The organism is Bradyrhizobium sp. AZCC 1678 (assembly GCF_036924765.1).
Taxonomy (GTDB): Bacteria; Pseudomonadota; Alphaproteobacteria; order Rhizobiales; family Xanthobacteraceae; genus Bradyrhizobium; species Bradyrhizobium algeriense.
Genome location: NZ_JAZHSE010000001.1, coordinates 6730758 through 6754393, shown reverse-complemented (window position 1 = coordinate 6754393; position 23636 = coordinate 6730758). Strand labels below are relative to the sequence as shown.

The following is a 23636-nucleotide window of genomic DNA, read 5'->3' as shown; positions in this document are numbered from 1 at the left end:
GCGGACCGCTTGGCAGGGAGCCTAGCACACCGGCTATTTCACCGTCACCAGATCGCCGAACTAACCCTCCACTTCGGTCTCCGGCCGGTCATTGCCGGCGGCGGTCTCCGAGTGCCAACGCCCGTCCGGGGTTTCGTATTCGATCATTTCCGTGCGGCCCGGCACCCGCTGCTCGGCCGCCACGCGCCGGGCGGCGGCCAGTGCCGTGGCGCGGTTCGGAAACGGTTCGGAAAACACGCCGTTGACGGTGTAGGCCCAGCCGCCGTCATGTTCGACGATCTTGTAGGTCACATGGGTCATCGGGAACTCGCTGTTTTGCAGGTGCCGACAGGGGTGAACGCGCCGCGTGATCCATGACAGAATAGGCCATGCTGTCGGATTTTGCACCGGCCGTTCGTCCTTGACCGACGACGGGTGCAGAGGAGAAAACCATGTGCCGCAACATCAAGACCCTGTTCAATTTCGATCCGCCGGCTACCCACGCCGAAATCCATGCTTCCGCGCTGCAATTCGTGCGAAAACTCTCCGGCTTCAATTCGCCGTCGCAGGCCAACGCCGAGGCGTTCAACCGCGCGGTTTCCGAAGTGTCCGACAGTGCGCGGCGCTTGCTGGCATCGCTGCAGACCAACGCCGCGCCGCGCGACCGCGAGGTCGAGGCCGAGAAGGCGAGGGAGCGCTCGCGGGCGAGGTTCGGCTAGGGGGCTCACAGCGGATGTGTCGATCGTCTGCTATCGTGCGACGACCTCACAAACGCCCCAGGGCTGCTGCGCCTCTGCCTCCCTTCCGTCAAACCGGGATCGCCTCTTCCCCTCAAGAGTTTGGAAGAACCGTCGGAAGAGGTACCCATGTTATACTCGCAAAGCCCGCCACTGACGGCCGAAGAAACTTTGTTCGGCGGGCATGCGCGTGATCCGGACGTCCGATCCGACCAGCACACGGGTAGGCGGCGCGTGAAGCCGTCGATCGATTCTCCCTATCCTTACCGCTTCGGGGAAGGGCAGCCGGCGAGCGGCCGGCCGTCGATTGGCAAGCGGATGTTCCGCACCCTTGTCCGGTTCTCGATTGCGGTTCTCATCGGTGTCGGCGGCACGCTAGGCTGGCAGTCCTACGGTGATGAAGCAAAGGAGGTGCTGGTAGCCCAGGCTCCGGTGCTGGGCTTGCTGTTTCCCGTCTCGACGACGAAGTCGCCGGTCATGGCTGCGACGTCCACTGATACGACGCGGCAGCTTGCGCCTCTGGCATCCACGCTCGATGCCGTGCGGCGCAGCGTCGAACAACTCGCTGCCAGGCAAGAACAGATGGCCCAGAACATTGCGGCACTACGGACGGCTGAGGAGAACGTCAGACAGAAGATGTCATCCACGCCTCCGGCCCCAGCCCCAGCCCAGCAGGCCGCCTCGATCCCGCAGCCCAAACCTCCGCAGCCCAAGATCGACTCTCGCCTGCCGCCTCCCGCCGGATCACAGCTCTCCCGCTGACGGTCCGGATTGCCGGAGACGGAATTGATCAACGCCTTTTCTTTTGTGATCCGGTCAATTTATGGGGCGACCCACCCCTCCCGCCTCAGTTCACTTCGAGCTTCATTTTGAAGGGCTATCACCGCACTCACGCAAATCGGTGGCGCTCTCCTCTGCGACCGTCGCTTCCAACTCGGGATGCGCGCCATGATTGCTGTTGGGGCACGTTGAGACATGCCGACCGGTTCTGAAGATGTCCGGTGATCGGGGCCGACCGGAAGTGATCAGTACACCGTCAATGCGACGCGAATGACCCGTAGCGGACACAGACGCGACGCGTCCTAGATAACTCTGCTGGGCCAGATGGTGAGCCAAAATCAAGCGCAAGACCCATCCTAGACCGAAGCCAACACCACCCCCAAAAACGGTAATAAGTATTACAAGGTTTAGCTGTGACGGTCCGGCTAGAGCGACATAAAGAAAAGCTAAATGAGCAGAGTTGGCAATCAACGCCAGAAGCCAGTCTACGGGCGTGGGGCGGCGCCATGGGGAAGCAACCAAGGAGCAGGCCAGTGCTCCAGCGCAAACACCCAGCAAACCAAACGGATTGAAGATTGCATATTGAAGATACGTCACAATAAAATTGAAAATCGGCCCCTCCTCGCGCAGGCCGTATATCCGTAGAGCGGGCGTGAAACAGCGCAACAGTTACTTCCGTCAAAATCTCGCAAAGCGTGGAGCGGTTTTGTGCGCGCCTGTCCGCGTCGGCACGATTTGTATCAAAATGCTTCTTTCCGTCATTGGCACTTTTCGGACCTGACAAGCCCGGCTGACAGCGTCTGTTCTTGAGGGAAAGGCGGACTGCCCCGTTGCGCGTCTGGACTTCTGAATCTGACCCGATGCGGACAACGGGACCGCTTGCGTAGCCCCAAAGCTAGAGGTTAATTTGTGAGCCTTACCAGCTTCAGCTCCGGTAGGCGTTATGCCAATGGAAGTTTGCGATCCCATCACCACTGTAATTGTAGCTTTGAACTCATTTGAACCGTCGCCCGACGACACAGATATTCGCCTCTACCAGCTCTTCGAAGGTTTTCGTTCATTGCCCGGTCGGGATCGTGTTGCGCCGGCAATGTTCAGCTTGCTCGAACGTTTTCCCGACGCTGAGTTTGGTTCACCCGGACCGCTCGTTCACGAGCTAGAGGCAATCCCCGGCTATTTGCCCCTGTTGCGCGATTCCGTTCATCGCCAGCCGACTCACCTCACCGTCTGGATGATCAACCGTGTGCTCAATGCTAATCTGTCCAGCGACCAAAGAGGGGCGTGGCTATCAGAGCTACGCGCAGTACTTGAACACCCCCTTGCTTCAGAACAGACACGCAGATCGGCAGAGGATTTTTTGGAGCATCAAGGCGCCAAGTCGTGATGTCGGCTTTCTGAGCTTCTGGACATGGCACAAGGCAGTGACTTACTTTGAGTCTCGTCCGTGGGCTCCACACGATATGATTGCCGTCAGCTCCGAGGTCCGCTTCAGGCACTTTTCGGACCTGACAGGCCGGACTGACGATGTCCGTTGGCGGGGGTAGAGCGGAGGTCGTCGGTACGCGGTCAAACCGACGCGTTTGACCCTGAGCAGACATCATTAAATCATCTGGAAATCACCTGATTGCGAGAATTTTACATAGGCTTCGACGCTTTTAAGCATATTGGGAAGCATAGGCGGAAGTGCAGCGAGGCTGAACCATTTAATAGCTGTAGCTTCGTCATCTCCAACGCGCGGCACCCCACGAAAGGACCGCGAAAAGTAGTTGAGCACAAAGTATTGGCATCGATCGCCGTTGGGAAACGTGAACGTTTCGATCAGTGGATCACACCCGAAGCCGAACGGTTTGAATTCGAGAAGTTTTAGGCTAGCTTCCTCCGCGATTTCACGAACGATTGTCGTATCCAGGGCTTCCCCTTCTTCAGCATTACCGCCAGGAAGGCCCCATGCATCGAAATCACTGCGCTTTTGCAACAGAATTTCCGCGGCGGCGTTCTCTATGACGATGCGCGCGCCAGGCACAAGCAACAGTCGATCACCAACAAGCCGGCGCAATTGTCCAACATAGCTATCGGTGAAATCGGTCATGAACGTACCTTGCGTCTTAGCGCCAGCCAATTCCCGGGTAGACGGTGTCGAATAGCCCGACCCATAACATCATCGCGCACGCACCAAACGTAATCGCCGAAGCAATGCGCACATGCGTGTGGGCAAATGCTCGCTTCGTTAACATCTTATGTACCAAAACCGCGGACAAGAGCACCGGAGTGATGGACCAGATAATTGCGAGAGGAAAATACCTCACAACCAAGTACAGGTGGGGAATGACGTCAATATTGATCCTCAAGACAGCGTCGGTGACTTGTACAAGCAAAACGCTTGCCAACAAAGCAACAAGGGCGCGCGGGGTCATACCGTAGCGATAGGCATAGAGAAGGAAGATAAGGAAGCTCCAGATGAGACACAGAGCAACCTTCTCCCATCTGACGACGTCATTTATCCAGTAGCGGGGGCTTGGGGCCTTCATAGCCCACCAAAGCGCGTGCCCCCAATCGGAAGTCAACGACAAGCACAGTACTAGGCTCCCTGCACATAAGACCCAATGAGCAAGGCGCTCTACAATTCCATGCTGAGCTGACATGCATCCTAAGCTGATGGCCGCAACCACAAGATTGAGGTGCCACGCGCACCTTTGACCTTAGGTTGCACTGTGGCGACTGCATGCGTCAAGTCCGCCTCTGGCACCTTTGAGACATCCCCGCCTATCCTGAAGATGTCCGTTCACCGGGGCAGACCGGAAGTCGCCGTGGTCCGGCCAAACCGACGCGAATGACCCATTTGCGAGATAGCGACGTTACGCCTGACGGTTGTTATGGATATGGTTGCTGCTGCGGATCCTTGCCGCGATGACCTGCCTCCTCCGGTTGCACCATGTTCGATGCTGACCCTAAAGCCAGAGCCGATCTAAGGGCGGGAACCCTTTATGCGATAGCGGGCGAAGCCGCCTGGATTTACTACGGCCAGGTGACGCTGGACAAAGCCATCGGCTTCTTCCGGCATCGAGAGCACAATTTGGCGGGGCCGGAAGGTGTCTTGTCGTCGAACGTGATGACGACAGTCGTCGTTGCCCATCCATCCATAGGCCGAGCATTGAGGTCCGGTCGATGGAAGAATCTGGGCCGTTTCCCGCTGCACAAAGAGTTGCAGAAGATGCGCTATTCAGTTCAGTGGCCGGTAGGAACGTTGAACGTAACGGTATGGGCAGGCGGCAAGCCGAGCCATGACACGCGTGTCGAAGATCCCGCGATCCAGAACATGGAGATTATCGCTGTCTGGGACGCGGAGTATCACATTCCACCGCGCCTCACTGCCGACTTCGGAGAAGAAGAAGCTGAATGGCACATCGGCGGACCAATCTGGCGCGAGCGGAAAGTCAAGGAGGAAACAGCGAGACGTTTTCCTGATCAGCCATGGCATAGGCTTCCCCAGGATTGGGTGCCGACTGGTGCCGACCAAGAGTAGAAAGCGCCGATCCGCTAGTTCGATACCGAATGGCTGAACCTGGGCACTTCGCACCTCACGCGATGTCCGCATTGGGTCCGGAATGCCTGTCAAAGCGGAAGTCCCCCAACCACTCATGCGGGCTCCACGCAGCGGATGTTGAGCGCCTACAATGAGAAACTGCGCAAGTATCTCCTCGACAATCACTACATGGAGACGCTGGCGTTTCACACCATTCCGGGCAGCACGATCATCGATCGCTTCGGCTACCGGGAATGTCCGCGCCAGTAGAAGCTCACCACCATCAGCCCGCGTCCCACTTCACCGGCAGATTGAGCAATCCGCGAAACGCCCAGCCGCCGATCCTAACCGGTTCGCGCTCATCCAGCCGCAGGTTCTTCAGCCGCGCAAACGCGCTCGGCAGCGCGACGTCGGCCACCATGGCGCGCGAGGCGAACGCGCCGGCGCAGTAATGCGGACCGGCGCCGAAGGCGATGCTCTTCTGGGTATCGCGGGTGATGTCGAACCGATCCGGCTCGGCAAAGCAGGCCTCGTCGCGATTGGCCGAGCCGAACATGAAGAACACGCGGTCTTCCGGCTCGAAGTCGATGCCGCCATATGACCATGGCTTTGCCACCCGGCGCGGCGACATCTGGATCGGCGCGATCCAGCGCGCATATTCCTCGAACGCGTCGAGCCACTTTGCCTTGCCGTTCTGAACCAGCGCGAGTTGTTCGGGATGCGTCAGCAGCGCCCACGTCGCGCCGGCAATCGCATCGCGCGGCTCGTTCTGCCCGCCCGAAATCGCAAGCTTGATGTTGGCGCGGATGCTTTCCATGTTCTGGCCTGATGCCAGCAACACGCTCAGGATCGAGGTGTTCGGGTGTTGCTTCACCACCGGAATCATGTCGTCGATCGCGGCATCGATGCCCGCGGTCGCCGCATGGCAGCGCGCCTCGACCTCCTTGTTGCCGGTGTAATTGGCAATGCCGTCGATCATCGCCTGCGACCACGCGTCCATGTCCTGGTAGCGCATGTTGGTCAGCCCGGTGACGTCCTTCAGGCATTCGGCCGACAGCGGCAGCGCCAGCTCTTTACAGAGATCGGCAGAGCCTTTTGGCGCTAGCTCGTCAAGGATGCGGTCGGCATGGGCCTGAAACTGGCGGACCCAGGTGTCCCGCACCGTGCGCGGCGATACGGCCGGAAACATCGCCTGCCGCTCGCTCATGTGCGCATCGCCATCCTTGCGCATCATGTTGTGGCCCATCAGCACATTCATCAGCCCGTTCGGCTGGTGCGAGGAGAACACGTCGATGCGCTTCTCCTGGGTGAAGATGTCGCCGCGGCGGGTGAACACGGTGGAGCCAAGCTGCGGCACGAAGGCGATCGGCGCTTCCTTGCGCATCTGCGCCAGTGCGGGATAGGGATCGGCCCAGAATGTGGGAACGTCGATGCCGAAATGCGGGGCGTTGGACATGATGTGCTCACACAGCTCGGTAGCCGCCGTCGACCATCACGATCGATCCGGAGACGTAGGCAGAAAGATCAGAGGCAAGGAAGATCGCGGGGCCGACGATGTCTTCCGCGGTGCCGGCGCGTCCCAACGGGGTGTGGTCCATGAATGTCTTCACCAGGTCGGGATTGTTGGCGCGGGCATTGGCGTTCAGCGGCGTCGCGATGAAGCCCGGGCCGATCGCGTTGACGCGGACGCCTTCCTTGCCGAGTTCGGCGGCGAGCGCCTTGGTGAAGCCGAGCACGCCGTGCTTGGAGGCTGTATAGGCCGGCGAACTCGGCGTGCGCACATGCACAAAGGACTGGATCGAGCCGATATTGACGATGCGTCCCTTGCTGGCGCGCAGGGCTGCCAGGAACGCATGCGTCACGTTGAAAACACCCGTGAGGTTGATCGCGATGATGTCTTCCCAGTCGTTGATCACGGCCTCGGCCGCGCCCAGCATGCCGTTGCGGCGGACGATGCCGGCATTGTTGACCAGGATCGAGACCTGCCCGACCTTGTCGGCGATCTGCTTTGCCATTGCGACGCAGTCCTCGCGTCTGGCGACATCGAGCGCAAAGCTTTCGGCACTTCCACCGGCGTCGCGGATTTCCTTCGCGGCCTCGGCTGCCGCCTTCTCGTCCCTGTCGAGCAGCACGACCCGCGCACCCTCGCGGGCATAGCCGATCGCAATGGCGCGCCCGATGCCGGAGCCTGCACCGGTGATGACGGCGATGTGATTCTGGAGAAGGGGCATGTGGCGTTCCTCTGCTTTTGATTTTGGCGGAGGATAGCAAGCGTGCCCGTTAGTACAAGGTGGTAGCGATTGTCGTAGGGCAGGTCAGGCGAAGCCGTAACCCGCCGAACGTCGTGCCTGGAAGGCGGATTACGCTTTCGCTAAGCCGCCCTGCGCAGCCGTTAATGTAGCCCGGATTACGCTGCGCTCCATCCGGCCTACGAAAGAAATCAAAACGCGCAGGTTCAAGGGCAAAGCGTGGTGGAATGGCTTAGCGAAATCCCCGCGCGCTGTTATGATTCAGGCCCGGCGGCAGCGGGGCGATGCCACTGTCGTGGTCAAGGAGGCGAAGCATGATGCACACAGCAACCTCAAGGCGCGGGCTGAGCCTGCGCGGCCGCGCCGGCGCCGTGCTGAGCATGCTGTGCGCGGTAGCCGCATTGTCGTTTCCATCGGGCGGATTGCCGGCCGCCACGCCGATTGCGGTGGCGGTGGCGGATTTCGATTATTTCGACACCTCCGGCGAGGTCGCGGACCAGAGCGCGGAGCATCTCGCGCGTGTGGCATCGTTTGCAAAATTGCTGCGCGATAATCTGGCGGCCCAGAGCGATTATCGCGTGGTGACGATCGAATGTCGCGATCAACCCTGCACCGCCACCAGCATGTCGCAGGATGTTTTCATCGCCGCCGCGCGCCGGGCCGGCGCCCGGCTGGTCGTCTATGGCGGCATCCGCAAGATGAGCACGCTGGTGCAATGGGGCGAAATCCAGCTGCTCGATCTCGAAGCCGAGAAATTGTTGATGCAGCGAACGGTGACGTTCCGCGGCGACAACGATGCCGCCTATCGCCATGCGGCGAATTTCGTCGGCGATCAGCTGAAGGAAACCATGCCGAAGCCGTAAGGGGTGGTTCGTAGGATGGGTAGAGCGCAGCGAAACCCATCAATCGGCTCGCGAGGAAGCGATGGGTATCGCTTCGCTCCACCCATCCTACGGCTTCGCCAGTGACACAACAGCTTCGATCTCGATCAGCATTTTCGGGTCGGGCAGCGCCTGCACCACGCAGGTGGTGCGGGCGGGGTAGGGCGCGGGCCCGAAGGCGGAGGCATACAGCACGTTCATCGTGGCGACGTCGGAGGCGCGCGTCAGCAGCACGTTGACCTTGACCAGATCGCGAAACGTCGCGCCGGCCTCGTCGAGCACGCGCTTGATGTTGGCGACGACGAAGCCGAACTGCGCGTCGAAACCATCAGCGAGCGCGCCCTTGTCGTCAAAGCCCGGAATGCCCGAGACGAACAGCAGGTCGCCGGTGCGCGTGGCGAAGGAGAGCGGCGGGGACTTGATGCCGGCGGGCGGCGCGAAGTGCTGGATCGGGGGCATGGGACACCTCCATGAATGGTTCGGGTGCGTTGAGCCTAACGCGCCGCTGCCTCGCTGGAAAGGCAGCGGCGCTGGGCTTACGACCCGCCGATAGCTTTGAAGGTCCCGCTTGTCAGTCCAATTCGCTGGGCACGAAATAGCGCGACGCGCGCCCCGTTGAAGTAATGCAGTTCACAGTCCGGCTTTTTTGTTCGTGCAATCGTGATGAAATTGTGTCGGACGCGCGGCGCGGGATGCCGTGCGCCGTGTATCGCGCAAACGCCCGAATACACTTTGCCCCTTGCGCCGATCGGTTACAATCCGTTAGTTGCTATTCAATCTGCACTGCAGAGCCCGCCTGACACTTTCCGATTTGCGATACCTCCGGAGATACGATCCATGAAAATGCCATCCGCCATTCGCGCCACCGTGCTTGCGTTTGCGGCCCTGACCGGCGCCACGCTGTCCTCCGCCGCGCGCGCCGACGAGGGTTTTGTGCAGCTCACGATCTACAAGGCGGGATGGATCATCGGCGGATCCGGTGGCGGCGGCGTCTTGAATTTCCACGGGCGCCGTTATCCGCTGTCGACCGGCGGCCTCGACTACGGCCTGGTGTTCGGCGGCTCGAAGACGGTGCTGCGCGGCCGCGTCAGCAACATCTATCGCCCCTCCGACGTCGCCGGCGTCTACGGCGCGGCCGGCGCGGGGCTTGCGGTGGGCCGCGGCGCGCGCGCGATCGTGCTGACCAACCAGAAGGGCGCGGTGCTGGAATTGACCGGGCACCAGGTGGGATTGATGGCGAACGCGGATCTCAGCGGATTAGCGATCACGATGCGGTAAGACTTCGTAGGGTAGGCAAAGGCGCGAAGCGCCGTGCCCACCATCCAGCACGTCGCGCGGAATGGGGGGCACGCTTCCGCCTTCGCTCTTCGAGCTACGGCGGACAAGTCGCTTTGCCCACCCTACGGCGCCACTGCTTCGGGGAGGACGGATGAACCGCGAATAATTGGCCGCCGCCTACACGTCACCTGGCCGCCACTATCACAACCTCACGCATATCGAAGACTGTCTCGGTGCGCTCGCGCGCGTGGAAAATCTTTCGCCGCTCGATCGCGAAATTCTGTCCGCCGCGATCTGGTGGCACGATGTCGTCTACGACGCGACCCGCGCGGACAATGAAGCGCTGAGGGCGCAGCTAGCCGAACGGCATGTTCGCAAGGACCTTCGTCAGGAGGTCGGCCGCCTGATCCGTCTGACAAAGACGCACGACGTGCAGCCTGACGATCGCCTTGGCGCCATCCTGATCTCGATCGACCTCAGCATCCTCGGCGCAGAGCCCGCGCGATACGACGCGTATGCCGCCGCGATCCGGCGGGAGTTCATCCATGTGCCGGAGGCCGACTATCGCGCCGGCCGCGCCAAAGTGCTCAGCCAGTTCGCAGCGCGGCCGGTCATCTTTCCCGATGCGGTCTTTGCCGCGAGATATGACCGGCAGGCCCGCGAAAACCTCGCGCGCGAACTGGCTTCGTTGCGCGGATAGCGCCGACTACCTCACCCCGAGGAAATCCCGCTTGCCGATCTCCACACCGTTGTGCCGCAAGATGCCGTGCGCTGTGGCGGCATGGAAGTAGAAATTCGGAAACGCAAAATTGACGAGATATTGCTGGCCCTTCATCGTCATCGTGTTGTTCGGGCCGATGGGAAACGTCACCTCGCGCGTGTCGCCGCCGTCGAACTGCGCCGGCTTGAACGATTTTACATAGTCGACTGTCTTCGCAATCCGCTGCTGCAGCTCCTCAAAACTCTTTTCCGTGTCCGGTGTCGACGGCACCTCGCTGCCGGTGAGGCGCGCGCAGGTCTTTGCGGCGAAATCGCAGACCGTCTGCACCTGCCGCGTCAGCGGATACATGTCCGGATAAAGCCGCGCATTGAGCAGCACCTCGGGTTGGATGTTCTTCGTCTTGCAATGCGCTTCCGCCTTGGTGAGCAAGCCGGAAAGGCTGCCGAGAATCTGCAGGAAGGCGGGCACAGTGGCGTCGTGGAAAGACATGTGATGCTCTTTTCGTGATGTGGAATAACACCTCAGGACGATGAGGTGTTTTGCGAGATGGGGAGGCGAGCGAGGAAATACAACCGTCCAGCGCCGGACCCATAGCCCGGATGGAGCGAAGCGCAATCCGGGAAAGTTTACCCGCGTGGCAAGGACCCCGGATTTCGCTGCGCTGCATCCGCGCTACGGTGCTACGACGGGATCTACCGCGCCGCCGGCATCACCAAGCCGGCGGGCTGCGCCTGCACGCCGGGCCCGCGCATCCGCGCCAGCAATTCCGCCGTCGGCCAGGAATCCGCCGGCAAGCCGTATTTCACCTGCATCGCCTTCACCGCCGTACGGCTCAACTGCCCCATCACGCCGTCGACCTTGCCGACATTGAAGCCCGCGCGCACCAAGAGCTGCTGCAGCTCCTTCAGCTCATTGACCGGCAGTTGCGCGACCGGCGCGGATGGCTGCCGCATCGGCGGCGCACCGGCGATACGGCTCGCGAGGTAGCCCGCGGTGGTCGAATAGATCAGCGAGTTGTTCCACTCGGTGTAGGCGGCGAAATTCGCATAGGCCAGGAACGCCGGCCCGGTGCGGCCCATCGGCAGCAGCAGCGAGGCCGGCATGTCGTCGTTCGGCAGCGGTCGTCCATCAGGATAGGTGACGCCGAGCTGCGCGAATTTTGCGCGCGATAGTTTGATGGTCAGGTCAGCCTGATCCCACGGAAAGTTCGCCGGCGCGCGCACTTCCTGCAGCCACGGCTCGCCGCGCCGCCACTTCAGTCCGTTGGCGATGTAGTTCGCGGTCGAGCCGATCACGTCGGGCACGCTGCGCAGCATGTTGCGGTGGCCGTCGCCGTCATAATCCACCGCATAGTTGAAGTAGTGCGTTGGCAGAAATTGCGTCTGGCCGAGTTCGCCGGCCCATGAGCCGATCATCTCAGATGCTGAGAGATCGCCGCGGTCGATGATCTTCAAGGCGGCGATGGTTTCCTTCTGGAACATCTCCGAGCGGCGGCAGTCATAGGCCAGCGACACCAGCGACGGCAGCGTGTGCAGCTTGCCCAGCTCGGCGCCAAAACTGCTCTCCAGCCCCCAGAACGCGGCGATCACCGCTGATGGTACGCCATATTCCTTCTCGGCGCGGTTGAACGCCGCCGCATGCATCCGGATTCTCGCCTGCGCATTTTTTGCCGCGCCATCGGACGCCCTGTTTCGTGCGAATTCGGTGAACACCTGGCCGAATACGCGCTGGCCGCGGTCGCGGTTGACGATGCTTTGATCGTAGGTGAGGTAGGGTGCGGCCTCGGCAAGCGCGCGCTGCGAGACGCCCTCGGCCACGGCCTGTTGCTTGAGGTCGGCGAGGAAGCGGTCGAACGGCATGCCGTTGTGACAGGCCGCCGCACGGGGCGAGCGCGCAGCGGCGGCCGGCGGCTGCTGCCCTGGTACGACAGACGGCCGGGCGGGTGCGGGTCTGACAGGAGCGGGGGCCGGTTGGGCGATGGCGAGGGATGAAAGGGACAGGGATGCCGCGGCAGCAAGCAGGAGTCTGAGATGCAGCATCAATGTCACCAGCTCGAAAGGGACCGTAAGGTGGGCAAAGCGAAGCGTGCCCACCATTTCAAAGCAACCCAGTTCAATCAATATGGTGGGCACGGCGCAAGTGCGCCTTTGCCCACCCTCCCACCTCGAAGCAATCCGGCCCGCAAGCCCCGCCACGCGCATAGGAGCCTGCCGTATCAACCTGATCTCGCAGGCTGTTCCAACCGTTCATCCCCGTGTAGGCTTGGGCCGCACTGCCGGGCCAACAAACATAAGGCCATCGTCCATATGGGGCGGGCAGACAAAGAGGGAGATTGCGGGATCCATGACGGAACTCCGATATCTGGCGCCTGATACGCTTGACGAAGCGATTGGCGCATTTGCGAAAGCCGGCAGCGCTGCGCGCATCCTGGCCGGCGGTACCGACCTGCTGGTGCAGATGCGATCCGGCGTGCTGAGGCCCGGCGTGATTGTCGACATCAAGAAAATCCCAGAGATGACCGCGATCGAGCAGACGGCCGATGGCGGCTTCCGCATCGGCGCCGCCGTTTCCGGCATGGCGCTCGCGGAACACAAGACATTCGGCAAGGTCTGGCCCGGCGTGCTCGAGGCCGTCAACCTGATCGGTTCCAAGCAGGTGCAGGGCCGCGCGTCCGCCGGCGGCAATCTCTGCAACGGTTCGCCCGCCGGCGACAGCGTGCCCGCGATGGTCGCGGCCGGCGCCGTCGTCACCGTGCAGGGCCCGGACGGCCGTCGCGAGATGAAGGTCGAGGACGTGCCCGCCGGTCCCGGCCGCACCAACTTAAAGCCCGGCGAGATTCTGGTGAGCTTCACACTACCGCCGCGTCCACCCGGGTCCAGCGATGCCTACTTGCGAATGATCCCGCGCACCGAGATGGACATCGCCGTGGTCGGCGTCGGCGTCAGCCTGACGATCAAGGACGGCACCGTCACTGCCGCGCGTGTCGGCTTGGGCGCCGTAGCACCGACCGTGCTGTTGGTCGAAGACGCCGCCGAGGCGCTGATCGGCTCAAAGCTCGACGACGCCGCGCTGGCGAAAGCCGCCGCTGCTTGTTCCGCCGCCTGCCGTCCGATCGACGACAAGCGCGGCACCATCGCCTACCGCACGAGGGTGGCCGGCGTGCTGCTCAAGCGCACCGCCGCGATTGCCGCCAAACGCGCTACAGGGAAATAAGCTTCATGGCCAAAGTTCACGTCACCACGTCAATCAACGGCGAGCCGATGGAATTTCTGTGCGAGCCATCAGACACCATGCTCGATGCGCTGCGCGGAACCTTGAATCTCACCGGCTCCAAGGAAGGCTGTGCGTCCGGCGATTGCGGCGCCTGCTCGATTACGCTCGACGATCGCCTGATCTGCTCCTGCCTGATGCTCGCGGTCGAAGCGCAAGACCACGAGATCCGCACCATCGAAGGCATGGCGCAGGGCGAGAAGTTGCATCCGCTGCAGCAGAAATTCCTGGAGATGGCCGCGCTCCAGTGCGGCATCTGCACATCGGGCATGCTGGTCGCCTCCGACGCGCTGCTGAAGAAAAACCCTGACCCGAGCGAGGAGGAAGTCCGCTTCTGGCTCGCTGGCAACCTCTGCCGGTGCACCGGCTATGACAAGATCGTCCGCGCGGTGATGGAAACCGCTGCCGAAATGCGCGCGCAATAAATTGCGGGAGACAGCCCAATGAACCTCGTCACCAACAACAAATGGATCGGCCAGCGCACCATCCGTCCCGACGGCATGGACAAGGTGACCGGCCGCGCCCAGTTCGCCGCCGACACCACGATGCCAGGCATGATCTGGGGCAAGGTTTTGCGCAGCCCGCATCCGCATGCGCGCATCAAATCGATCGACACCTCAAGAGCGGAAAAACTGCCGGGCGTCAAAGCCGTCGTCACTTCGAAGGACATCGTCGATTTCCCGATCGAGAAAGGCGCGGTCATGCTCGGCATCCAGGACATGCGCTGGATGTGCCGCAACGTGATGGCGCGCGACAAGGCGCTGTTCCCTGGCCACCCCGTGGCTGCCGTGGCCGCGACCACGGAAGCGATCGCGGCCGAGGCCTGCAAGCTGATCGAGGTCGATTACGAGGTGCTGCCGTGGTCGATCGAGATCGACGACGCGATCAAGCCCGATGCAGCGATTTTGCACGAGTTCAACAAGTTCGAAGGCAAGCCGTCCAACATCGCCGGCCGCCTCGAGCACAAGAAGGGCGACATATCGGAAGGCTTCAAGAAGGCCGACATCGTCATCGAGCGCACCTTTACCACGCGCCCCGTTCACCAGGGCTATATCGAGCCGCATGCCTGCCTGATCTCGGTGGCACCTGACGGCAAGACCACGATCTGGAGCTCCAGCCAGGGCCAGTTCATGGTGCGCGCGATGACGGCCTATCTCACCGGCATCCCGCAGAGCGACATCCGCGCCATTCCCGCCGAGATCGGCGGCGGCTTTGGCGGCAAGACTATCGTCTATCTCGAACCGCTCGCGACGCTGCTTGCCAAAAAATCCGGCCGCCCGGTGAAGATGGTGATGACGCGCGAGGAAGTGATGCGCGCAACCGGCCCGACATCCGGCTCGAAGAGCACCGTGAAGATCGGCGCGACCAAAGATGGAAAAATCGTCGCCGCGCACGGCACCTTCTATCTGCAGGCCGGCGCCTTCCCGGGCTCGCCGATCCGGGGTGCCGCCGGGTGCAGCTTCACGCCCTACGACATCCCGAACCTGCTCTCCGAGGGTTTTGACGTCTGCTCCAACCGCTCGAAGGTCGCGGCCTATCGCGCGCCGGGCGCGCCGATCGGCGCCTATGCGGTCGAATGCGTGCTCGACGAAGTCGCCGAAGCGTTGAAGATGGACCCGCTCGACTTCCGCCTCAAGAATGCCGCGAAGGAAGGAACGAAGGCCGCGCATGGCCCGGTGTTCCCGCGCATCGGCTATATCGAGACGGTGGAAGCAGCGAAAGCCTCGCCGCATTATGCCGCGCCGCTCGGCGACGGCAACGGCAAGCCGAGGGGCAGGGGCGTGGCTAGCGGCTTCTGGTTCAATGCCGGCGGCGAATCTTCCGCGCAGGTCAACATCACCGAGGACGGCAACGTCGTCGTCACCACCGGCCACCCTGATATTGGCGGCTCGCGCGCGGGCATCGCCAACATCTGCGCCGAGCTCCTCGGCATCGACTATCGCCGCGTCTCCGTCATCATCGGCGACACCCAGACGGTCGGTTTTTCGAACCTCACCGGCGGCAGCCGCGTGCTGTTCGCTTCCTCGATGGTGGTGACGCAGTCAACCGAAAAGATCATCCAAACGCTGCGCGAGCGCGCGGCAAAGATCTGGGAGATCGATCCCGAAGCGGTGAAGTGGGAGCAGGGTGCGGCGCATCCGGTCAGCCCGAACGCCGGCCAGTTCGAGCCGCTGACGCTGCAAGAGCTCGCCGAGAAGGCGCCTGCGATGGGCGGCCCGATCGGGGCCGGCGTGCAGCTCAACACCACGGGCGCCGACGGCGGCTTCGGCACGCATGTCTGCGACGTCGAGGTCGATGTCGATCTCGGCATCGCACGCGTCATCCGCTACACCGCCGTGCAGGATGTCGGCCGCGCCATTCATCCCGGCTATGTCGAGGGCCAGCTCCAGGGCGGCGTCGCCCAAGGCATCGGCTGGGCGCTGAACGAGGAATACATCTACACGCGGGAAGGCAAGGTCGATAATCCCGGCTTCCTCGATTATCGCATGCCCGTCTGCTCGGACCTGCCGATGATCGACTGCATCATGGTCGAGATCCCGAACCCGAAACACCCGCAAGGCGTCAAGGGCGTCGGCGAAGTGCCGCTGGTGCCCGTGATGGCGGCGGTGGCGAACGCGATTTACAACGCGCTGGGCAAACGCTTCTACGCCCTGCCGATGTCGCCGCCGAAGGTGCTGGAAGTGCTGGAGGCGCCGACGCGAGAGGCGGCGGAGTAGGAGAGCTTCGCAGGGTGGGTTAGCTATTCCGCCGTACTTGCGGTCTGCAGGAGAACCGCAATCGACCAGCCGAGTAACCAGCCAATACTGAATGGCACACCTAGGAACATTGTAAGCAACGCGGCTACGAGCACAATGTTGCTGGGTGCAATCGAAGGGATGCCGAACGCGATGCCGAGTACCAACAGGTAAAGCAAGGGGCCGAACGAGAGGATCAGGTAGAGATTCTTGAGCAGGTTGCTGCGCAAAAAGACCCGGCTGAGGCACGAGATCAAAAATGCGAAAAACAACACCGCGATGCCCGGCGGAGTGGTCGCCGACATGAAAATGAGCTCGATACCTTGCAACGACTCCACGGCAAGCTCCTTGAACTATAAGCACTACGTTTAGTTGTGCTCGTTTAAGATACTGTTATGTTGCGTGAACAAATATCCTGAAGGCCTCGGTCTGGAGGTCAAACAGCCCGGATGAGCGGAGCGATATCCGGGACCTTCATCATCGTTCTCCGCATATCGCTATGCTCATGCGGGCTACTGGCCGGCAACGCCAATGAACGACGTACTTCCCTTCCGCACCATGGCGTACAACAACGCCTGGGCAAACCACCGGCTGCTCACCGCCTGTCTCGGGCTGTCGCAGGATGAATTCACCGCTAAGCGCACCGGCTTCTTCCCAAGCCTGCGCGCCACGCTCAACCACATCCTGATCATCGACCATTTTTACGTCGACGCGATGGAAGGCGGCACGCTCGGACCCGCCGCCTGGGCAGACCAGGAGCCTTGCACAACGGTCGCCGCGCTGAAGGAAGCCCAGGCCGCAGTCGACCGACGTTTGCTCAAGATCGTCGAAGCGCTCGACGCCACCGGATTGCAGCGCATTGTGTCGGTGCATCGCGGCACCTCCATCCAGCGCGAGCGGATGGACCGATTGCTCCTGCATCTGTTTCAGCACCAGGTGCACCACCGCGGTCAGGCCCACGCGATGCTCTCAGGCACGTCGGTAAGCCCGCCTCAGCTCGACGAGTTCTTCTCGGCGGGTGAGGCCCCGTTACGGGCCGCAGAGTTCGCGGAGCTGGGCTGGAGCGAGGAGAAGATCTGGGGTGGTTTGGAAGCCTAGACGTAAGCTGCGTAGATCCTATGGGGTGGCAGGTGGTCAGGGGTAAGCTGAGTTTGCGAGCACCCAACCACCCGGAGGATCAACGATGCGCACTGATCACACTGGCACACCCGCCGGCTGCGAGTATGGCACGGTTTACATTGCTTTCGAACTGAGCAAGGCGAAATGGCAGCTGGGCATAATGATGCCTGGCGGCGAGAAGATGAGCCGTTACCGGATTGATGGGGGCGACCTGGCGGCGCTGTCGGGTTTGCTGGTCAAGGCTCGGGCGAAGGCGGCGCAGGCGGGGAAGCCGGTTCGTATTCTGTCCTGCTATGAAGCGGGTCTCGACGGTCATTGGCTGCACCGCTGGCTGGCCGACAACGAGGTACTCAATTACGAGATCGATGCGTCGAGCATCGAGGTGAACCGGCGGGCCCGGCGGGCCAAGACCGATCGGATCGACCTGGCGCAGTTGATGCGCTCGTTTCTGGCGTATCTGCGGGGCGAACCGCGGGTTTGCAGCATGGTTCGGGTTCCCACGCCTGAGGACGAGGATCGCAAACGGCGCACGCGCGAGCGCGAGCGGCTGCTGAAGGAGCGCACCGGGCACAGCAACCGGATCAAGGGGCTGCTGCATGGCCAGGGCATCCGCGATGTCATGCCCCTGAAGCCGGGCTTCTTGTCGGGTCTGGACGAGGTGCGTACCGGCGATGGGCGCGTTCTGCCGCCACGGCTGAAGGACGAGATCCGCCGCGAGCATGAGCGGCTGGTATTGGTGCACACGCAGATCAAGGCGCTCGAGGCGGCGAATGCGGCCGCGCATCGGGCACCGGCAAAGGACTCGGTCGAGGCGAAGGCGGTTCAGCTTGCCCAACTCAAGGCAATCGGCCCGCACATCGCCCAGCTCCTGGCCAACGAGGTCTTCTACCGTGACTTTAAGAACCGGCGTCAGGTCGGCAGTTGCGTCGGACTGACCGACATGCCCTACGACAGCGGCGCCCGCCGTCGACAACAAGGCATCAGCAAGGCGGGCAATCGCCGGGCGCGAACGACCGCAATCGAGCTCGCCTGGCTGTGGCTGAGCCATCAGCCCGACAGCGAGCTGAGCCGCTGGTTCCGCGCGCGGGTTGGCAACCTCAAGGGCCGCATCCGCAAGATCGCCATCGTAGCGCTGGCGCGCAAGCTGATGGTGGCACTGTGGCGCTATCTGGAAACCGGCCTCGTGCCAACCGGCGCGGCGCTGCGCCCAAGCCTCTAACGAACGCCGGTGCGCCAATGACGGCCGACGTGACCCAGGACAGACGTGTGACCGAACCCGGGTTTGGGTCTTCGGATTCCGCTTTCGTAGATGGGTCCCGTCTCTTCTGGGCCTTACCTTCACCCGTGCATGAAAGATCAGGGTCCGGGTCACCACACCCGACCGGATACAAGTTGATGCGGTGTCTGCCGCATAACAACGTCACGGCCCAGTCCAGGATGTCGCGTCAACCCGCTCACCGCGCGCACCAAAACGTTCCGATCCGAAAGCTTCGCGCCAGCCTTGCCGCCGTCAAGGTCGCTACGCGCCGCCTCCGGCGGTGGCCTGCGGCCAACCTTGACCGCGGCCGCGCCTGGCGCAGCGATCAACCATCGGAACGAAACAGCCACTGCGAGCGCAGCGCGCTCCACGACAACGACCGGGAGCAACACATGCCCTGATCAATCATTCCCCTTGACAACCACAACCCCATACAAGCCCGGATGAGCGAAGCGACATCCAGGGCATTGTCCCGATCCCCGCATGTTGCCCCGCTCGTGCGGGGTACTTGCTAGCTACGTTGTTGTCATAAAACGATCAGATCAGAAATATCGTCCAAGTTTCCAATTTTGAAATCGATATGGGAAAGATTCTGGGCTGGGAGCTTTGGTATCCAGCAGAATCGATGTTCTCGTTGATAGGAATATCCAAAATATTTGGCGAAGGGTACGAATACTCTAGCTGTTCGGGGGAGTAAGGGGTCAATATACTCAGCGGGCCCGTCTTGAAAAGCGGCATCCGAAAGATTGCTTTGTGCTGCTAATTGCAATCGCTCTCTAAATTTCGACTGGTCCCTGATGATCACACAAGAATCGACCTGGAAATCAACGAACAGCCTGGGTTCAACTGCAGTGGTCACGCAGTACAGCCAGAAATCGGTCGGTGATTTGAATGACACGTCGAGTCTACGCTCCTGTATGTCTTGCGGCACATCCTGAGGGTTAGCGACAATCCTGAATATGTCGTTTCGGGATAGCGACAATGAAATTTGGAGTGACAATTCGTCGTCACGAACGGCGCCATTGTGGTCCTTATTGGCGAAGTAGCTCGCTGGTTGGACACGCAGTGCTCCTTCTTTAACGAGTTGCTCCAAGTGAACTTGCTTGCCAAACTTGATGTAAACATCATTGGATTCCATTCCGAGCGAACAAAGCCGTTTTGCTGCGCGCTCAGCTAAGTCGGATGCATATGCTGGGAATGGCTCTTCTTGGAAAATCTCCCTTGAAAAACCGGCAGGATAGGGCCCGTGACGAAGTTGCATTTCTTCAAGGCTATGGCTCCACTTCTCCCACCATATTCCTCCACCGTTGTTGATCGGTTGAGGACCAATTTTAGCCTCCGGCGTCACTCGCACCAGATTGACAACAATGTCTCGGATTCTCTTGTTTAGTTCTGCTTGAGATAGGTGACGCGCGTATCGCCTTCCTTGATACCAACGTCGCCACTGAATATGTCTGGGCAGGCTTTCGGGCATCAGCCACCTCCGGGCACGTTCATCGATCTCTGCGAATAACGTTCGCCGATGGTGTCATAGTCATAGTCTGGTTCGGCGTCAGCGGTCACACGTCCGGGATGAACGTTGTTGCCACATCAATATCATTGATGTCTGCTTTTGGCCTATGGCATCATTTCGCTGTTACGCCGCGGGCTACGTGCCGAATGTGAAAGCCATCATGAGTGATCAAAATCCCTCCTCCACTTCGCCCTTCCAGTCCATCCGCAGCATCGACTACACTGTCATCTTCGTGCGCGACATGGCGGCGATGCGCCGCTTCTATGAGGGCATCCTTCGCTTTCCGCTGACGCGCGAGTTGTCCGCGGGATGGATCGAATATCAGATCGGCGGGAACACGCTCGCGTTGTCGCGGCCGGGCCGCACCGCGAAGGATGCGCCGACGCCCGCCGGCAGCGCTTCGCTGCAGCTCGCGTTCAAGGTCGAGGCGCCCGACGTCGACCGCTGCGCCGACGAGTTGGTGCGGCACGGTATCGATCTGCTCGAACCGCCGACGAACCAGTCCTTCGGCCATCGCACGCTGTTCTTCAGGGATCCCGATGGAAACCTGCTGGAAGTGTATGCGGAGATCTGATGTGGATGAACCGTAGCCCGGATGGAGCCAACGGGTCGCGCGAATGCGCGCCCGATGACAGGCTCCGCGCAAATCCGGGGCAGGTCGCTCCGCGGAGATAGTCCCCGGATTTCGCTTCGTTCCATGCGGGCTACTCCAGGCGCTACCCCGCCGGCGTTGCCGAGTTCAGTTCAGCGTCAGCCACACCAGGTTGCCGTCGTGCTGACAGGTATTGCAGTGCGCCGGCTGGTTGAAGGTATTGGCGAGCTGCCATTCCTGCGCCTCGTTGCTCCACTGCGCCGTGGCGTGGCAGATGATGTCGTCGGAACCGCAGGCGGCGCAGACCGGCGTGGAACGGGCAGCCCGGTTCACGACCTTCCGCTCGATCGGCTGCGGCCGGTCCTGAGGGACCCGGTCCTGGACGATTTCGAACGGGTTCATCAGCTTAACGCGTCGCAACATCGGGCCTGCATCCATCCGCGAGTTCTGGGAATCGCTTGCTTTCAAACTAGCGAATCGGCTTGGCCGTTCCATCGCAAAATTGCGGAATACCCACGTTTTAAATGTGATCGTCACCAGCGGGACACAGCGGCTTTCCGGTGAGAGAGGTATCTTGATGCATCGCACTGCGCCAATGACGCTGGAGACCTGTCGAAAGATCGACCTGCGGACACGTGCACGCGAAACGGCCCGGTATCGATACCGGGCCGTGCTGTTGGAGAAATTAGTACTTCTTCGCACCCGATCCGGTGGTCGTGCCGGGTGCGCTTTCCGGTGCCCCCTTCGCGGTCGAAGCCTTGCTCTTCTTCATCTTCTGTTCCGACGTCTTCTGCATCTTCTTCTGTGCTGACGAGTACTCAGAGGAATCCGAGGATTTCATCTTGTCGCTCTGCGCAAACGCCGAGGTTGCGACCAGCAGGGCGGCGGTCGCCGCAATCAGTGGTTTCAGCATTGTCCTCTCCTTCGTGTCGTTGGACGAAATGCAACGCCCTGGATGCAGCGATGTTCCGGTTTTTCCCGATGGACCGACCCGCGATGTAATGCTGATGAACAGTCCTTCATCTTCGCGCCGAAAATTTCGTGCAGAGGTGGCGCAGGTCGCATGCCGGACTGGCGACAGCATCATCCGCCGCGTGCTTTCTAGTTTGGTGGCTTACGCTGCCGCTAACCCACCCAGCGGCCCGTTGGGCCGGGCTGCGGTGGATGCGAAAGCGCCGGACGCGCGATGCGGATCGCAGGGCGGGTTTCCCGTGAGCGATCGGCGCGCGCCAGACGAACGGCGCAGTTGCGTACGGCAAAACCGTGTGGTCCTGGCACCCGTGGCTGGTGTCAAGTCGGCGGAGGTTTGCAAAGCCCAACCGGGCGATGCGAGCCGTCAATTCGCCGGCGACGGAGGCAAGACGAATTCGTCTCCGAGGAGAGCGCGGCGGGAGCAGAATTTTGCTCGCTCATCGTTCCGTCGTTTTTCAACAATAATGGCCGCGGCGTATGGGTCCCTGCGTTCGCAGGGACGACGTGGTGAGAGAGCGCGGCCTTCACAACTCCCGTGCATTCGAAAACGCAAACGAACTCACCCGCCGCGTGTTCTCATCCAGGATCAGCGTTCGCGTGATCGGCGGCTCGGCGCGCTGGCTGCAGTTTTCGCGTTCGCAGAGCCGGCAGTTGACGCCGATCGGCGTGCCCTCGGCCTTCTCCAGATCCATCCCGGCGGCATAGACGAGTTTGGCCGCATGGCGGATTTCGCAACCGAGACCAATCGCAAAGCGCGGCTGCGGTTGCGGGTGCGGCGCCACGGGACGGCGCACCATTTGCGCGATCGAAAAATAGCGCGTGCCGTCGGGCAGTTCGATCACCTGCTTGAGCAGGCGGTCCGGCGTGTCGAAGGTCGAATGCACGTTCCACAGCGGGCAGGTGCCGCCGAATTTCGAGAACGGAAACGTGCCGGAAGAAAACCGTTTCGAGACATTGCCGGCATTGTCGACGCGCAACAGGAAGAACGGCACGCCGCGCGCGTTCGGCCGCTGCAGCGTGGTCAGGCGATGGCACACTTGCTCGAAGCCGGCATTGAAACGCTGCGCCAGCACATGGACGTCGTAGTTCAGGTTTTCCGCCGCGGCGTGGAACGGCTGGTAGGGCATCATCACGGCGGCGGCGAAGTAATTCGCCAGCGTAATGCGATAGAGCCTGCGCGGTGTGTCGTCGAGCGGGCCGGCGCGGTTGACGATGGCGTCGATGGCCGCGCCGCATTCGGCCAGGCCAATCTGCAGCGCAAGCTGGAACGCACGGCCCGAGCCATCGACCAGTTCGGAGATCAGCAATTGCCGGCGATGGCGGTCGAACCGCCGCAGCGTCTCGCGCATCACGTCAACCGGCATGATGCGGGTGACGATCGAGTGCTTTTCGCGCAGCCGCGCCGAAAGCGCGGCGAACAGTTCCTCGGCGGAAGCGTTGAGTTCGTCGCGCAGGTTTTCCGCGGCCTGTTCGAGTTCCGGAAAATAATTGCGGTTGGCCTCGATCAGGTCGCGGACGCGCTCGATCGGGTTGGCCTCGAAGCGGGTGCCCTCGTCGCGGTCGGCCATCTGCGCTGCGACCAGCGTCTCGCCGCGGCGGGCCTCGGTATAGGCGGCATACAGGCGCTGCAGGGAATGCGTCACACCGGGGCACAATTCGGCCAGGTCGCGCAGTTCCTGCTTCGGCAGGTCGATCTGGCGGAACAGCGGATCGGAGAAGATCTCGTTCAGTTCGGCAAAGAACCGGTCCTCGTCGGCGGTGGCGAGATCGCGCAGATCGAGGTCATAGGTCTCCGCCAGCCGGAGCAGGATCTGCGCCGTCACCGGCCGCTGGTTGCGTTCTATCAGGTTGATATAGCTCGGAGAAATGCCCAGCCCCTCGGCGATCTGGGTCTGCGACAGCCCGAGTTGCTGGCGGATCCGCCGGAAACGGGGGCCGACGAAAAGCTTCTTTCCGGAGTCGGTGGCCATGGCAGATTCCTTGACCTATGTGTGACAAAATTTACAAAATGACATCTGTGACAAGTTCA

26 protein-coding genes are annotated in these 23636 nt (G+C 61.6%); 14 read left to right on the top strand and 12 right to left on the bottom strand.

The window, feature by feature from the left end; translation table 11 throughout:
- Positions 1-60: 60 nt before the first annotated feature.
- Positions 61-300, bottom strand: a complete 240-nt coding sequence (locus tag V1294_RS32435; protein WP_108518867.1) for a DUF2188 domain-containing protein — start codon at positions 298-300, stop codon at positions 61-63.
- 131 nt (positions 301-431) lie between these two features.
- On the opposite strand from V1294_RS32435, the gene V1294_RS32430 reads away from it, so the two are divergent.
- The 3 genes from V1294_RS32430 (at position 432) to V1294_RS32420 (ending at position 2880) form a co-directional block, all read left to right on the top strand.
- A complete protein-coding gene (locus V1294_RS32430; RefSeq protein WP_108518865.1) occupies positions 432-698 on the top strand; it encodes a DUF2277 domain-containing protein in 267 nt (88 codons plus the stop codon).
- 147 nt (positions 699-845) lie between these two features.
- Positions 846-1478, top strand: coding sequence for a hypothetical protein (locus tag V1294_RS32425; protein ID WP_334502938.1), 633 nt, complete (start codon positions 846-848; stop codon positions 1476-1478).
- Between the two features lie 961 nt (positions 1479-2439).
- Positions 2440-2880, top strand: coding sequence for a hypothetical protein (locus V1294_RS32420; RefSeq protein ID WP_334502937.1), 441 nt, complete (start codon positions 2440-2442; stop codon positions 2878-2880).
- A gap of 216 nt (positions 2881-3096) precedes the next feature.
- Here V1294_RS32420 and V1294_RS32415 read toward each other — a convergent pair whose 3' ends face one another.
- Positions 3097-3585, bottom strand: coding sequence for an NUDIX domain-containing protein (locus tag V1294_RS32415; protein ID WP_334502936.1), 489 nt, complete (start codon positions 3583-3585; stop codon positions 3097-3099).
- An 843-nt stretch (positions 3586-4428) separates the two neighbouring features.
- Here V1294_RS32415 and V1294_RS32410 point away from each other — a divergent pair.
- Positions 4429-5019 carry a hypothetical protein gene (locus V1294_RS32410; protein WP_334502935.1) on the top strand — a complete coding sequence of 197 codons (591 nt, stop codon included), beginning with the start codon at positions 4429-4431 and terminating at the stop codon, positions 5017-5019.
- A gap of 138 nt (positions 5020-5157) precedes the next feature.
- Entirely contained in the window at positions 5158-5289 is a 132-nt protein-coding gene (locus V1294_RS32405) for a hypothetical protein (RefSeq protein WP_334502933.1), read from the top strand.
- A 13-nt stretch (positions 5290-5302) separates the two neighbouring features.
- Here V1294_RS32405 and V1294_RS32400 read toward each other — a convergent pair whose 3' ends face one another.
- Positions 5303-6475 (bottom strand): cytochrome P450, encoded by a 1173-nt coding sequence (locus V1294_RS32400; protein WP_334502931.1) that lies wholly within the window; start codon positions 6473-6475, stop codon positions 5303-5305.
- 7 nt (positions 6476-6482) lie between these two features.
- Positions 6483-7250, bottom strand: coding sequence for an SDR family NAD(P)-dependent oxidoreductase (locus V1294_RS32395; protein WP_334502929.1), 768 nt, complete (start codon positions 7248-7250; stop codon positions 6483-6485).
- 332 nt (positions 7251-7582) lie between these two features.
- On the opposite strand from V1294_RS32395, the gene V1294_RS32390 reads away from it, so the two are divergent.
- On the top strand, positions 7583-8131 hold the full coding sequence (locus tag V1294_RS32390; RefSeq protein WP_334502927.1) for a DUF2380 domain-containing protein: 549 nt from the start codon (positions 7583-7585) through the stop codon (positions 8129-8131).
- Between the two features lie 87 nt (positions 8132-8218).
- Here V1294_RS32390 and V1294_RS32385 read toward each other — a convergent pair whose 3' ends face one another.
- Positions 8219-8608 carry a RidA family protein gene (locus tag V1294_RS32385; RefSeq protein WP_334502925.1) on the bottom strand — a complete coding sequence of 130 codons (390 nt, stop codon included), beginning with the start codon at positions 8606-8608 and terminating at the stop codon, positions 8219-8221.
- A 378-nt stretch (positions 8609-8986) separates the two neighbouring features.
- Here V1294_RS32385 and V1294_RS32380 point away from each other — a divergent pair, with 378 nt between their 5' ends.
- Together V1294_RS32380 and V1294_RS32375 are read left to right on the top strand one after the other, a co-directional pair.
- Positions 8987-9427, top strand: coding sequence for a hypothetical protein (locus V1294_RS32380; RefSeq protein ID WP_334502922.1), 441 nt, complete (start codon positions 8987-8989; stop codon positions 9425-9427).
- A 166-nt stretch (positions 9428-9593) separates the two neighbouring features.
- Positions 9594-10127: an HD domain-containing protein gene (locus V1294_RS32375; protein ID WP_334502919.1), complete on the top strand. Its 534-nt coding sequence runs from the start codon at positions 9594-9596 to the stop codon at positions 10125-10127.
- A gap of 6 nt (positions 10128-10133) precedes the next feature.
- Here V1294_RS32375 and V1294_RS32370 read toward each other — a convergent pair whose 3' ends face one another.
- Entirely contained in the window at positions 10134-10637 is a 504-nt protein-coding gene (locus V1294_RS32370) for a DUF1993 domain-containing protein (RefSeq protein WP_334502917.1), read from the bottom strand.
- Positions 10638-10840: 203 nt separating this feature from the next.
- Positions 10841-12187 carry a lytic murein transglycosylase gene (locus V1294_RS32365; protein WP_334502915.1) on the bottom strand — a complete coding sequence of 449 codons (1347 nt, stop codon included), beginning with the start codon at positions 12185-12187 and terminating at the stop codon, positions 10841-10843.
- Positions 12188-12491: 304 nt separating this feature from the next.
- Between V1294_RS32365 and V1294_RS32360 the strand changes: the two genes are divergently transcribed.
- From V1294_RS32360 to V1294_RS32350, 3 genes are read left to right on the top strand one after another with little or no spacing between them, the layout of a single operon-like run.
- Positions 12492-13361 (top strand): FAD binding domain-containing protein, encoded by an 870-nt coding sequence (locus V1294_RS32360; protein WP_334502913.1) that lies wholly within the window; start codon positions 12492-12494, stop codon positions 13359-13361.
- A 5-nt stretch (positions 13362-13366) separates the two neighbouring features.
- Positions 13367-13843 (top strand): (2Fe-2S)-binding protein, encoded by a 477-nt coding sequence (locus V1294_RS32355; RefSeq protein ID WP_334502911.1) that lies wholly within the window; start codon positions 13367-13369, stop codon positions 13841-13843.
- Between the two features lie 18 nt (positions 13844-13861).
- A complete protein-coding gene (locus V1294_RS32350) occupies positions 13862-16135 on the top strand; it encodes a xanthine dehydrogenase family protein molybdopterin-binding subunit (protein ID WP_334502908.1) in 2274 nt (757 codons plus the stop codon).
- A 23-nt stretch (positions 16136-16158) separates the two neighbouring features.
- On the opposite strand, the gene V1294_RS32345 is transcribed toward V1294_RS32350, so the two are convergent.
- Positions 16159-16491: a hypothetical protein gene (locus V1294_RS32345; RefSeq protein WP_334502906.1), complete on the bottom strand. Its 333-nt coding sequence runs from the start codon at positions 16489-16491 to the stop codon at positions 16159-16161.
- A gap of 193 nt (positions 16492-16684) precedes the next feature.
- On the opposite strand from V1294_RS32345, the gene V1294_RS32340 reads away from it, so the two are divergent.
- Both V1294_RS32340 and V1294_RS32335 read left to right on the top strand, forming a co-directional pair.
- Positions 16685-17251 (top strand): DinB family protein, encoded by a 567-nt coding sequence (locus V1294_RS32340; protein WP_334502903.1) that lies wholly within the window; start codon positions 16685-16687, stop codon positions 17249-17251.
- Positions 17252-17336: 85 nt separating this feature from the next.
- The gene (locus tag V1294_RS32335; protein WP_334495347.1) at positions 17337-18491 is read left to right on the top strand and encodes an IS110 family transposase; all 1155 of its coding nucleotides are present in this window, start codon (positions 17337-17339) and stop codon (positions 18489-18491) included.
- A gap of 565 nt (positions 18492-19056) precedes the next feature.
- Here V1294_RS32335 and V1294_RS32330 read toward each other — a convergent pair.
- Entirely contained in the window at positions 19057-20004 is a 948-nt protein-coding gene (locus V1294_RS32330; RefSeq protein WP_334502901.1) for a hypothetical protein, read from the bottom strand.
- Between the two features lie 199 nt (positions 20005-20203).
- On the opposite strand from V1294_RS32330, the gene V1294_RS32325 reads away from it, so the two are divergent.
- Entirely contained in the window at positions 20204-20617 is a 414-nt protein-coding gene (locus tag V1294_RS32325) for a VOC family protein (RefSeq protein ID WP_334502899.1), read from the top strand.
- 165 nt (positions 20618-20782) lie between these two features.
- Here the strand turns inward: V1294_RS32325 and V1294_RS32320 are convergent, their stop codons facing one another.
- The 3 genes from V1294_RS32320 to V1294_RS32310 all read right to left on the bottom strand — a co-directional run bounded on the left by V1294_RS32320 (position 20783) and on the right by V1294_RS32310 (position 23577).
- Positions 20783-21058: a hypothetical protein gene (locus V1294_RS32320; RefSeq protein ID WP_145963751.1), complete on the bottom strand. Its 276-nt coding sequence runs from the start codon at positions 21056-21058 to the stop codon at positions 20783-20785.
- Positions 21059-21320: 262 nt separating this feature from the next.
- A complete protein-coding gene (locus tag V1294_RS32315; protein ID WP_334484445.1) occupies positions 21321-21548 on the bottom strand; it encodes a hypothetical protein in 228 nt (75 codons plus the stop codon).
- Between the two features lie 583 nt (positions 21549-22131).
- Positions 22132-23577, bottom strand: coding sequence for a helix-turn-helix domain-containing protein (locus V1294_RS32310; protein ID WP_334484444.1), 1446 nt, complete (start codon positions 23575-23577; stop codon positions 22132-22134).
- Between the last annotated feature and the right edge of the window lie 59 nt (positions 23578-23636).